Here is a 12,826-nt window from a genome sequence, read left to right on the forward strand (position 1 = left end):
ATGATTCAAAATACAGTTCTAATTGTGGAAGATGATCCAGGTCTGCGAGAAGCACTAGTAGACACACTAACCTTATCAGGCTATAAATGTCTAGAATCTTACAGCGCAGAAGACGCCTTAATAAAGCTTAAATCACATTCTATTGATATAGTTGTTTCCGATATACAAATGGAGGGTGCAGACGGTTTAGCCCTGCTCAGAAATATTAAGCGAAACTATCTAAGCTTACCAGTGCTACTTATAACAGCTTACGCCAGCGTCGAAGACGCAGTTTCAGCAATAAAAGAAGGTGCTGTTGACTACATAACAAAACCATTTTCACCCGAAGTTTTACTCAATATGGTAAGTCGCTATACTCCCATAAAATCAGACAACAACGGTGATGTTATTGTAGCAGATAATAAAAGCTTAAAGTTAATGGCTCTAGCTGATAAAGTCTCGAAAACCAATGCTAATGTACTAATACTTGGGCCAAGTGGTTCTGGAAAAGAGATCATATCTCGATACATCCATAATGCTTCCAACCGTAAAAATGGTCCATTTATTGCCATTAATTGTGCAGCAATTCCAGATAGCATGTTAGAAGCAACGTTATTTGGTTACGAAAAAGGAGCTTTTACTGGAGCATTCAAAGCTTGCCCAGGTAAATTCGAACAAGCACAAGGAGGAACTATTTTGCTCGATGAGGTCAGCGAAATGGACTTAAATCTACAGGCCAAACTGTTACGCGTTCTTCAAGAACGAGAAGTAGAACGTTTAGGCAGCCATAAAAGCATAAAGCTGGATATACGAGTTCTATCAACTAGCAATCGGGATCTTAAACAATACGTACAAGAAGCTAACTTCCGTGAAGACTTATACTATCGCTTAAACGTATTTCCAATTTCGTGGCCTGCGCTATGTGAGCGCAAAGGTGATATCGAGCCCCTTATTAGATATTTAATTGAACGTAACTGCAAAAAATTAGGACTACCCATTCATAGCATTCATGCAAGCGCAATATCAAAACTACTTCGCTATTCTTGGCCAGGCAACGTGCGTGAGCTTGATAACGTGATACAACGAGCTTTAATACTTAGCAATAACAGATACATCACAAGCGAACATATTTTGTTGGAAAACATTGATTGGGAAAATGCAGGAAGTTTACAACAAATATTGGAGTCCAACTCAAATTCCAAAACTACAAAAACAACATCCACTATGGACATTAAAGAGAGCAATTCAACAACGCTTGAAGGAGAGCTACAAGAACAAGAGCGTGTTATTATACTTAAGACACTTTCTGAATGTAACGGTCGACGTAAGGAAATGGCTAAAAAACTTGGAATTAGTCCACGCACACTACGTTATAAGTTAGCAAAAATGAAAAAATTAGGGATAATTCCCATTAAGCTGTAACTTAAATTCAGAACAAGCAGCAACGATCCGTTATCTTATATTTAATTTTAGAAAGTAGTGCATAATTCAAAGCATGAAAAATGAGAGGAAAAAATGGAAATCAACAATTTAGATAATAAAATTCAACCTTCGTTTATCAAATCTAGTATTTCGCAAGGTTCCTCAACCCTTCAAAGGGTAAATTCGAATTTCAGCAAAATGCTAACTGAAGCCATTAATAACGTAAATAAATTACAGAAAAATTCTAGTCATTTGCAAACAAGCTTTGATCGTGGTGACAAAAACATATCGTTATCCGATGTTATGATTGCTCGTAATAAGTCTAGCATCGCATTTGAGGCAACCGTTCAGATACGCAACAAGCTTATTGAAGCTTATAAAGAACTAATTAATATGCCAGTTTAATGTTCTTGGGTAATTAGCAGTGGCAGATGCAAATCAAACAACAGATTTAACGCTCGCTGATTCATCAGATAATCACGCAATGGTTTCGAGTTCAAATCCTAGCGTAGAAAAACAAAATTCTGGTTTAAATAGAAAAAACTTTGCTAAATTTAACTTAACAATAGGTAACCTAGACCTCTTACGCCAGATAGTTTCAATTTTATCCATTTCAATCTGTGTTGCATTAATCATTATGCTATTTTTCTGGGCTAAAGAATCAGAAATGCGTCCTTTGGGTACGTATGAAACAAATGAACTTATTCCAATTTTGGACTATCTTGATCAAAGAAAAGCTAACTATAAACTAGAAGGCAATACTCTTTCAGTGCCTGTAAATAAGTATAGTAGTCTTAAACTTGATCTTGCTCGTGCAGGGTTAAACCAAGAAACGCAAGCCGGAGACGAAATACTATTAAAAGATATGGGATTTGGAGTTTCACAACGCTTAGAATCGGAGCGTCTTAAACTTAGCAGAGAACGTCAACTTTCTAAGGCTATTGAAGAAATGCAGCAGGTACGTAAAGCGCGTGTTCTTCTTGCTCTACCAAAACAAAGTGTTTTTGTCCGCCATCATCAAGAAGCATCAGCTTCAGTTTTTTTAACGTTACGAACTGGTTCACTTCTAAAACAAGAAGAAATTTACTCAGTAATTGATATGGTATCAAGCGCCGTTCCTGGTATGAAACCAAGCCGTATTACAGTCACCGATCAGCATGGTCGCCTATTAAATTCTGGATCCCAAGATTCAGCATCTTCTGCACGCAGTAAAGAACATGAACTAGAACGTAAACAAGAACAGACACTACGTGAAAAAATTGATTCCGTGCTTATCCCTATATTAGGCTTTGGCAACTACACAGCTCAAGTTGATATTGAATTGGATTTTAGTACAATTGAACAAACGCGCAAACATTTTGATCCAAAATCTCCATCAACTCGTAGCGAGCACACTTTAGAAGATTACAACAATGGTAATATAATTGGTGGTATACCAGGAGCACTTAGTAATCAACCTCCAGCTGACGCATCAATTCCAGAAGATATAGCAAAAATGAAAAGTGATTCTATTGCTGACAAAGCTTCAACTCGCAAAGAAAGTACGCGTAATTTTGAACTAGACACTACGGTCAGTCATGAAAGACGACAAACTGGTACTATTAGTCGTCAAACTATTTCAGTAGCAGTCAAAAATCGAGCATCAATTAACCCAGATAGTGGTCAAACAAACTATACTCCCTTATCGAATAGCGAACTTGACTCAATTCGTCAATTGCTAATTGGCGCCGTCGGCTTCAATGAAATGCGCGGCGACTTACTAAATGTCCTCAGTATGCAGTTTGCAGTACCTGAAGTGGAATCAACAATCGATACTCCAATTTGGGAACATCCAAATTTTAATAATTGGATGCGTTGGATTACTAGCGCTCTAATCATTATTGTGATCGTAGTTGTTCTCCTACAGCCAGCCATGAAAAAATTACTTAACCCAACAACAAATGAAGAACAGCTTCATAAACCAGACAATTTATCTATTAGCGACGATAGCAAAGCAAATTTTATCGATGATAATATCGAGAATAATGAACTATTAGAATTTACTTCCAACATTGATTTACCTAATTTGCATAAAGATGAAGACATACTTAAAGCGGTGCGATCTTTAGTCGCCAATGAACCTGAGTTAGCTGCTCAAGTAGTAAAAAATTGGATGAAATAATGCCTAACGAAATTACGAACCAAGAAAACACAAGCAAGAAAAAAAAACAAAACAGCGTGGATATCTCTAGCATTATTGGCGATGAAAAAGCCGCCATCCTACTACTTAGCTTAAATGAAGATGATGCCGCTGGAATTATTCGTCACTTAGAACCTAAGCAAGTTCAACGCGTAGGTAGTGCGATGGCACGCGCATCAAACTTAAATCAAGAAAAGGTAGGAGCTGTCTATCGTGCCTTTTTGGAAGATATCCAGAAATATACCAATATCGGTGTGAAAAGTGAAGATTTCATGCGTAACACCTTAACGGCAGCACTTGGTGCAGACAAAGCTAATAATTTAGTTGATCAAATTTTATTAGGCACAGGATCAAAAGGACTGGATTCATTGAAATGGATGGACCCACGTCAAGTCGCTAGCATTATCATTAATGAACATCCTCAGATTCAAACAATTGTACTTTCATATCTAGAAGCTAATCAATCTGCTGAAATTTTATCTCAATTTTCTGAACGCGATCGTCTTGATCTCATGATGCGCATTGCTAATCTAGAAGAAGTCCAACCTTCTGCTTTAGCTGAATTAAACGAAATTATGGAAAAACAATTTGCAGGCCAAGCTGGCGCTCAAGCTGCTAAAATTGGTGGATTTAAAGCTGCTGCAGAAATTATGAACTACATGGATAACAGTCTTGAAAATGTCTTAATAGAACAGATCCGAGATCAAGATGAAGATATGGCAACTCAAATTCAAGATCTTATGTTCGTTTTCGAAAACCTTATAGAAATTAACGATCAAGGTATTCAAAAATTACTACGTGACATACCACAAGATATTCTAAAAAAATCGCTTAAAGGTGCTGATGACACCTTGCGTGATAAGATCTTTAAGAATATGTCGAAACGTGCAGCTGAAATGATGCAAGATGATTTAGACACTATGCCACCAGTGAAAATATCTGATGTGGAAGCCGCTCAAAAAGAGGTTCTAGCTATTGCTCGACGTATGGCTGATAAAGGTGAAATTATGCTTTCAAGCGGTGCAGATGAATTCTTGTAATTGTATTGAAAATACTTAAATAATCAGGGAACAAATATGTTCAATAAGAAAAAGCTAGGCTTCTTGCGCCCTAACAAAAATCAGGCTATCGTTGAGGAAGCTAAAAAATGGAAGTTACCTGACTACAGCGATAAAACAAATAAAAAAATTAGAAAGGAGACTGCAGTTAATTACAATCCTAAACGGACGCTAAACTTTAATGAACCAATAAAAAAAGAAATACCTCCTCTCACTGAAGAAGATATTGAATCAATTAAAAAAAATGCTTATCAGGAAGGTGTGCTTAAAGGTAAGGAAACGGGTTTTAAGAAGGGATATGATAAAGGTAAAAAACAAGGCTTGGATGTAGGTTATCAGGAAGGCGTCGATCAAGGAAAAATCAAAGGCATAAAAGAAGGTCAAGAGTTTATTCAACAACAAGTACAGACTTTCATAAAATTAGCCGATAAGTTTAATCAACCTTTAGAAATGATAACTGATCAGATAGAAAAACAACTAATTGATATGATATTGATTTTAGTTAAAGAAATTGTTCATATCGAGGTGAAAACCAATCCTAAAATTGTTCTAGATACGATTAAACAATCCATCAAAGCTTTACCGATTTCGGAACACACCACGATACTTAAACTTCATCCTGATGATATAGAAATTATCCACTCATTCTATAGTAAAAAAGAACTCGATTCTCGAAAATGGATATTGTCCGCTGAGTCAACACTTAATCGTGGTGATATTCAAATCAAAGTAAACGAATCAAATTTAGACTATAAAATAGAAGATAGAATTCAAAGTGTTATCCGTAATTTTTTGATCTCTAACAATATTAATAGTAATGAATAGTGTTAAAACTCGTTGAACGTCTCACTCGATATAAAATACAAGGACTCGATTCTCAACCTGTCGTATCTGGAAAATTAATTCGTGTTGTTGGTTTGACTCTGGAAGCAACAGGATGCCGAGCACCTATTGGTAGTTTGTGTAAAATTGAAACTGTGCATGGTGAAATGGAGGTAGAGGTCATCGGTTTTTCTGGCGAAGATTTATATCTCATGCCAATGGAGCAAATAATTGAAGTTCTTCCAGGGGCTAAAATAACGCCGCTAACAGACAAAATAGGTCTACCTGTTGGTATGGAACTACTGGGACGTGTAATTGACGGCGTTGGAAATCCATTAGATAACTTAGGTCCAATTTATACCGAAAAAAGAGCATCATTTAATACTGAACCTATCAATCCTCTTATCCGTAAACCAATTAGTGAACCACTTGATGTTGGATTAAAAGCAATTAATGGCCTACTAACTGTAGGAAAAGGTCAGCGTATAGGCTTATTTTCAGGCTCCGGTGTAGGGAAATCGGTTACATTGGGAATGATGACTCATGGTACAACTGCTCAAGTTACAATAGTAGGATTAATTGGAGAACGTGGGCGTGAAGTAAAAGAATTCATCGAACAAATTTTAGGTGTTGAAGGTCGTAAGAATTCAGTAGTCATTGCAGCTCCAGCAGATACTTCGCCGCTTATGCGACTTAAAGGTTGTCAAAGCGCGCTGACTATTGCTGAATATTTTCGCGATCAGGGTTTTGATGTATTACTCTTGATGGACTCATTAACTCGTTTTGCACAAGCACAACGCGAAATTGCATTATCCGTCGGGGAACTACCTGTGGCTAAGGGTTACCCACCTTCAGTATTCGCCAAACTTCGTGAACTTATTGAAAGAGCAGGCAATCGCGGTAAAGATGAGGGCTCCATCACAGCATTTTTTACCATCTTAACAGAAGGAGATGATTTACAAGATCCAATAGCAGACGCGTCATGTGCAATTCTTGACGGTCACATTATTCTGTCCAGAGAAATGGCCAATGCAGGTCATTATCCTGCAATCGATATAGAAAAATCTGTTAGTCGCATTATGCCACGGATTACAACGGATAAACATATACTGCTCTCAAAAAAAGTCAGAAGAATACTATCAATCTGCCGTCAAAATCAAGATTTGATTTCTATTGGTGCTTATCAACCAGGTAAAAACCCAATTATTGATAATGCTCTTGCACTAAAAACTAAGCTTGACCAATACTTACAACAAGGTATAAAAGAGAGGGTGCCATATGATGTGTCTGTTAATATGCTGGAAAGCATTCTTGAAACTGACCCAATTGAGTAAAATGAGATGAAAAAAAAACTGTTTTTTTTATTAAAACAATTTAGGAAACGAGAAAAACAAACCCTCTCAGCACTAAATACCGTTCATGCAGAACTAAAAAATTATCACCAAAAACTTTTAAAGATAAAAGAATATCGACTGGAGTACTGTAAACAACTAATCAAAAAAGGTATAGCTGGACTACCTGCTAATCAATATCAACATCTAAATTATTTTCTCATACAGCTTGATGAAACACTATCAAGAGAAGAACAAACTGAAGCTCATTTGCAATCACGGATTAATAATTTTCAAAAATGCTTATTAGAAATTCGAAGACAATGCCGTTTTTGCGAAGAATTGATCGAAAAAAAGAAAGCTGAGTATCAAAAAAACCAAGATCTTTGTGAAGAAAAGAAGATTGATGAACTTTTCACATCACAATTTAAACGTCATAAACTAAAATAAACTTTATTTTTTTAAATGGTGTATTTTTTGCTTAGCAATTTAGTATTAGCTCAATCACATTTACCAGCAACAATATGAGCATCGTCTATTATGAATGTAAGTTCAATTAAAATTGAAGAACAGTTTCAAGAAAATCAAACCGCAACAAAAAGAAACACTACTTCTAATTCAATAAAAAGTAATACTTTTTCAACGGAACTCATCACTCTACTAGCAGAAAGTTCAAGCAACAATAAAAAAGATGAAGAAACTAATGTCATCAAAAAAAAGATATTGGATAAAAATAAAGAGGCAAATATCAAGCTGAAGCTGAATATTAATAAAAAAACAATACAAGCACCCACAGAATCACTTTTTTCTTCAGAAAAACAAGAAAAAGACGAGCTTTTAGGTGTATTAAATTCATGTGATCTTACTAATACATTTAAACTCAAAGATGGCAAATTCTTGCCTAGCAATACAGAGATAAAAAAACTCTATAAAAATAAAAGTGATGGAGAAAACCTAGTCGCTATTGATTGCGTCCCAAATCAGAACCAAACACTTACTGAATATCCTAAATTTCAAGAGCAAGACAACGCATTTCAATCTTTAAAAACTGAAACCTCAAATATACAAAAAAAAGAGAAAACTGCAATACGATCAGCACAAAATACTGACGAAATTTCAACCGAAAAACTTGGAATAGAAGAGATTGGACAAGAACAAAGAGCGAAAACTGATCAACTAATTATGACGAAACAAATTGTTACTTTGTCTTCAGATCAACAAACAAAAAATTCTGTTTTGAATACAACAACTGCTGAAACCATTGATCAAAAAACTCAAGAAGCTATAACTGCTAAAAGAATCCAACAAAAAAACATTCAATTAATAACCTCTACCGACAACATGTCAGAATCAAAAACTGCTTTTGTAATACGAGTTGATCTCAACCAACTGACACCTCAACCATTATCAATAACACCTCATGCATTGACAATACAGCAACTTAATAATCAAATACCATTGTCTAAAACAGCTTCAAATTCTGAAATAATGAAGAATCTAAATGAAGAACATAACTTATTTATCGAACAAAAAAGCACAGCGTTAATCCAGCAATTCATCACTATTTTAAATCAACAAACTCTCAATGACTCGCAAATGAGTTTAGAACAAATACCAATGACTCATATATCTTCGCAATTTAAAACAAGGATATCAGAGCAAGTTGCAGAACATATCTATATGATAATGTCAAAAAACTTAAAGCATATTAACATTCAATTCGATCCTTCTGAATTAGGGAAAATACAAATTCGCATGAACGTAAGCAATGATAGCACTACTGTAAATTTCACAGTAGTTAATCCACAAACTAAAGATATAATCGAGCAATCCATCCCTCGTTTACGTGAAATGTTAGCCCAACAGGGCATTCAGTTAAGTGACACCTCTGTTCAACAACAAAATTCTGAACAAGAAAATCGCTATTTAGAACAGAGCAGAATAAATTTTAATCCAGCTTCAAACGATATTATTAACAATCAGAAAGATACTAAGGTAGATTTAGATTTAAGTTTGAATATTACAACAAAACATGATGGAATCAGCTGCTACGCTTAAAATTCTATGTGAACTAGATTTAATGAAAGGGTTCCATTGTAGAAATAGTTGTTGAGATCTCACCTCATGGAAGCAAAGATGAAAAGATCTCAGTGATAGAACATTGACAATCATTGGACATATGTGCCTGTTCAGAAATTAGGTATTAGGAAATGACCGAACTATTAAGTCAAGATGAAATTGATGCTCTGCTTCATGGAACAGATAAAGTAGAAGATGAAACGGAAAAGAAAAATAAAAATGGTTCTGTTATAGATTTTGATTTCTCTTCTCAAGATCGTATCGTACGTGGAAGGATGCCAACACTTGAGTTAATTAACGAACGTTTTACCCGACATTTACGCATCAGCCTGTTTAACATGCTTCGTAAAACTGCTGAAGTATCAATTAATGGAGTACAAATGGTAAAATTTGGTGAATACCAAAATACCCTATATGTGCCAACAAGTCTAAATATGGTACGCTTTAGACCGCTGAAAGGAACTGCCTTGGTTACTATGGAAGCACGTTTAGTGTTCATTTTGGTAGAAAATTTTTTTGGTGGTGACGGTCGATTCCATGCACGTATTGAAGGTCGTGAGTTCACTCCAACAGAACGCCGAATTATTCAGCTTTTGCTTAAAATCATTTTTGCAGATTACAAAGAAGCTTGGTCTCCAGTTATGGAAGTAGAATTTGAATACTTAGATTCTGAAGTAAATCCAAGCATGGCAAATATAGTTAGCCCAACCGAAATAATCGTCGTAAGTTCATTTCATATTGAAGTCGATGGAGGAGGTGGTGACTTCCATATCGTTATGCCATATTCGATGGTAGAACCAATACGTGAAATACTAGATGCAGGCGTGCAATCTGATAAGATGGAAACGGATATTCGCTGGAGTTCAGCACTGCGGGAAGAAATAATGGATGTCCCCGTTAACTTTAGAGTTAATTTACTTGATCAAGATATTTCCCTACGGGATTTAATGGAACTACAAGTTGATGATATCATCCCAATTACAATGCCGGAGTACGCCACGATGTTTATCGAAGAATTACCGACATTCCGTGTAAAAATGGGGCGTGTTGGCGAAAATATGGCAATAAAAATTTCTGAAAAAATTAAACGTCCTGATGTAGTTAAAACAGATCTCATTTTTTCTGACTAATATAAAATCTCAAAACTTTCGGAAAATAGTAATCATGAATATTAAAGTAGGTGAATCAAAGAATGGATCAAAATGACGACCAAAAACTGGCAGATGAATGGACTTCAGCCTTAGATGAAGATGCAAAAGCAGAAGAGATCGATGTTAATGATGCTATTTCAGCACCACTGGATGAATTAAAAGATACATCGTCACCAATTTCAGAAGATGAGCGTCGTAAGTTAGATGCTATTTTGGATATTCCAGTTACTATCTCTATGGAAGTTGGGCGATCTAAAATTAGCATTCGAAATCTATTACAACTTAACCAAGGTTCAGTTGTAGAATTGGGGAGAGTTGCTGGAGAATCTCTTGACGTCTTAGTTAATGGCACTCTAATTGCGCATGGTGAAGTCGTTGTCGTTAATGACAAGTTTGGTATTCGTTTAACAGACGTTATTAGTCAGACAGAACGCATTAAAAAACTTAGATAAATAAATATTAGCTACTAAGAAAAAGTTTCTAACAGGTAAATAACTCATGCAACCTAAAGTCTTATTATTTTCTTTACTTCCATCCAGTGCATTTTCTGCATCCGAAGATCAAATTAATCTAATGACAACTTTTGGCTCACTCTTATTCGTTATTGCACTCATGTTATTTTTAGCCTGGTTTTTTAAAAAAATGCGTCTTCCAATATTAATCAATCAAAAAAATTTAAGTATTATTCAGCAACTCCCTGTCGGGGCTAAAGAAAGAATTATGATAATCGAAGCAGGAGAAGAGAGATTTCTTGTCGGAGTAACCAGCCGATCGATTAAGCTCATCTCTAAATTGGAAAAATCTATAACTCAAGAGCATTTACAATTTTCTAAAGAAAATTAGACCATTGAAAATAGAAAAAAAAAATAGTCATATCCTACACATAGCATGTATCGCTATACTCTCTCTTTTTACATTTTCAGCTTCTTCTCAACAAAGAATTAACATTCCTACTCTGAATACTATTATTGCAAATTCTCAGAGTCTTTCTCTTAAGCCAGAAGAAAGACACAATCTATCATCCGATATAGTGATAAGAGATAATGGTATTCCCGCTTTCACCATAACCACTAATCCGGATGGTAGAGAAGACTACTCAATAAATTTGCAAATCCTTGCATTAATGACGATACTTGGTTTTTTGCCGGCTATGGTCGTTTTGATGACATCATTTACACGCATTGTGGTAGTGATGTCTATCTTACGTCAAGCCATAGGTTTGCAACAAACCCCATCAAACCAAGTGATTATTGGTATCGCAATATTCTTAACCTTTTTTATTATGTCTCCAGTAATCAATAAGGTTAATACGCAAGCTGTTCAACCTTACCTAAACGAAGAAATTTCAGCTCGTCAAGCCTTTAAAATCGCTCAAGAACCAATCAAAGCATTTATGCTTAAGCAAACTCGAATAAAAGATCTAGAAACCTTTGTTAATATCGCGGAATCTAAGGCAGTAACACCAGAAGAAGTTTCAATGCAAATTTTAATTCCCGCTTTCATTACTTCTGAACTTAAAACTGCCTTCCAAATTGGTTTTATGCTATTTCTACCATTTTTGATTATTGATCTTGTAATTGCATCTATTTTGATGGCTATGGGTATGATGATGTTGTCACCAATGATTGTATCTCTACCATTTAAACTGATATTGTTCGTTTTAGTGGATGGATGGAATTTGATTTTGTCTACGTTAGTTGGTAGCTTTGCTTTATAGTAACTAAAGTTTATGGATCCTGAATTTTTTGTTGAAATATTCCGAGAAGCACTATGGGTAGTACTTATCATGGTGAGTGTTATTATTGTACCGAGCTTACTTATTGGTTTACTTATTGCCGTCTTCCAAGCTGCAACATCAATTAATGAACAAACATTAAGCTTCTTGCCTCGTTTAATTTTTACATTGCTAACATTGATGTTTTGTGCTCATTGGATGCTACAAATTTTAACAGAATTTTTCTTTAATATTATTGATCGACTACCTCATATACTATATTAGGATATAACAGACAATGGAAGAGTATCCAAGTAACATAATTTTAAGTTGGATATCGAATTATTTTTGGGTTTATGTACGAGTTTCATCAATGTTGATGGTTATGTCAGTAACAGGAGCTAGATTCGTTACTCCTCGAATTCGTCTTTACCTAGGACTCGCGATAACTTTTACTATAAGCACAACAATTCCAACAGTATCTAACGACATTTCTCCATTTTCTTTTAAAGGTTTAGAAATTATTCTAGAGCAAATTATTATTGGAATCTCTATGGGATTTATAACCCAGTTTATGATTCAAACTTTTGTAATTTTAGGTCAAATACTCGGTATGCAATCCAGTTTAGGTTTTGCCTCTATGGTTGATCCAGTGAATGGACAAAATACCCCATTACTTGGTCAATTATTTATGTTTTTATCAATAATGTTTTTTCTATCGACTGATGGACATTTGAAAATGATTCAACTCATGGCTATAAGTTTTAAAACCTTGCCAATAGAAAAAAGTTCACTCAGCGCTGTTGATTTTCGAGAAATAGCGTTGTGGCTCGGTATTATGTTCAAGACTGCGTTAAACATATCACTATCTGGAATCATTGTGCTACTAACTGTTAACTTATCCTTTGGGATGATGACCCGCACCGCACCGCAGTTAAACATCTATTCACTCAGTTTTGCTTTTACACTCTTAGTAGGACTTTTACTCTGTTGGTATATCCTCAGTAGTTTGCATAGCCATTATCACTTATTCAGAATTCAAATCGAACAACAAGTATGTCGTTTAATTCAATTAAATTGCTTATAACGAT

At 35.3% G+C, this 12,826-nt stretch carries 13 protein-coding genes and 2 pseudogenes; all 15 read left to right on the forward strand.

Annotation, left to right across the window (positions count from 1 at the left end; genetic code table 11):
* Window positions 1-1,165: pseudogene (locus tag CF67_RS01195) on the forward strand (sigma-54-dependent transcriptional regulator); the annotation flags it as partial.
* Window positions 1,166-1,233: 68 nt separating this feature from the next.
* Window positions 1,234-1,401, forward strand: a pseudogene (locus CF67_RS05185) (helix-turn-helix domain-containing protein); the annotation flags it as partial.
* A gap of 93 nt (window positions 1,402-1,494) precedes the next feature.
* A complete protein-coding gene (fliE, locus tag CF67_RS01200; protein WP_034413317.1) occupies window positions 1,495-1,806 on the forward strand; it encodes a flagellar hook-basal body complex protein FliE in 312 nt (103 codons plus the stop codon).
* A gap of 19 nt (window positions 1,807-1,825) precedes the next feature.
* Complete coding sequence (gene fliF, locus CF67_RS01205) at window positions 1,826-3,562, forward strand: flagellar basal-body MS-ring/collar protein FliF (protein WP_034413318.1); 1,737 nt, start codon at window positions 1,826-1,828, stop codon at window positions 3,560-3,562.
* Window positions 3,562-4,620, forward strand: coding sequence for a flagellar motor switch protein FliG (gene fliG / locus CF67_RS01210; RefSeq protein WP_034413320.1), 1,059 nt, complete (start codon window positions 3,562-3,564; stop codon window positions 4,618-4,620). The genes fliF and fliG overlap by 1 nt, the downstream gene beginning before the upstream one ends.
* 36 nt (window positions 4,621-4,656) lie before the next feature.
* Complete coding sequence (gene fliH, locus CF67_RS01215; RefSeq protein WP_034413321.1) at window positions 4,657-5,463, forward strand: flagellar assembly protein FliH; 807 nt, start codon at window positions 4,657-4,659, stop codon at window positions 5,461-5,463.
* Window positions 5,463-6,794, forward strand: coding sequence for a FliI/YscN family ATPase (locus CF67_RS01220; RefSeq protein ID WP_034413323.1), 1,332 nt, complete (start codon window positions 5,463-5,465; stop codon window positions 6,792-6,794). Before fliH ends, CF67_RS01220 begins: the two co-directional genes overlap by 1 nt.
* A gap of 6 nt (window positions 6,795-6,800) precedes the next feature.
* Window positions 6,801-7,241 carry a flagellar export protein FliJ gene (gene fliJ / locus CF67_RS01225; protein WP_034413324.1) on the forward strand — a complete coding sequence of 147 codons (441 nt, stop codon included), beginning with the start codon at window positions 6,801-6,803 and terminating at the stop codon, window positions 7,239-7,241.
* Between the two features lie 90 nt (window positions 7,242-7,331).
* A complete protein-coding gene (locus CF67_RS01230; protein ID WP_034413327.1) occupies window positions 7,332-8,849 on the forward strand; it encodes a flagellar hook-length control protein FliK in 1,518 nt (505 codons plus the stop codon).
* Window positions 8,850-9,001: 152 nt separating this feature from the next.
* Window positions 9,002-10,000: a flagellar motor switch protein FliM gene (gene fliM, locus CF67_RS01235; RefSeq protein WP_052538010.1), complete on the forward strand. Its 999-nt coding sequence runs from the start codon at window positions 9,002-9,004 to the stop codon at window positions 9,998-10,000.
* A 62-nt stretch (window positions 10,001-10,062) separates the two neighbouring features.
* A complete protein-coding gene (fliN, locus tag CF67_RS01240) occupies window positions 10,063-10,473 on the forward strand; it encodes a flagellar motor switch protein FliN (RefSeq protein WP_034413329.1) in 411 nt (136 codons plus the stop codon).
* Window positions 10,474-10,519: 46 nt separating this feature from the next.
* Window positions 10,520-10,864 (forward strand): flagellar biosynthetic protein FliO, encoded by a 345-nt coding sequence (fliO, locus tag CF67_RS01245; RefSeq protein WP_052538012.1) that lies wholly within the window; start codon window positions 10,520-10,522, stop codon window positions 10,862-10,864.
* A gap of 4 nt (window positions 10,865-10,868) precedes the next feature.
* Window positions 10,869-11,738 carry a flagellar type III secretion system pore protein FliP gene (gene fliP / locus CF67_RS01250; protein WP_420887586.1) on the forward strand — a complete coding sequence of 290 codons (870 nt, stop codon included), beginning with the start codon at window positions 10,869-10,871 and terminating at the stop codon, window positions 11,736-11,738.
* Between the two features lie 12 nt (window positions 11,739-11,750).
* Complete coding sequence (gene fliQ, locus CF67_RS01255; protein WP_034413332.1) at window positions 11,751-12,020, forward strand: flagellar biosynthesis protein FliQ; 270 nt, start codon at window positions 11,751-11,753, stop codon at window positions 12,018-12,020.
* Window positions 12,021-12,033: 13 nt separating this feature from the next.
* Window positions 12,034-12,822: a flagellar biosynthetic protein FliR gene (fliR, locus tag CF67_RS01260; RefSeq protein ID WP_034413334.1), complete on the forward strand. Its 789-nt coding sequence runs from the start codon at window positions 12,034-12,036 to the stop codon at window positions 12,820-12,822.
* Window positions 12,823-12,826 lie beyond the last annotated feature (4 nt).

Origin of the sequence: Candidatus Photodesmus blepharonis (assembly GCF_000731795.2) — a bacterium.
Lineage (GTDB): Bacteria > Pseudomonadota > Gammaproteobacteria > Enterobacterales > Vibrionaceae > Vibrio > Vibrio blepharonis.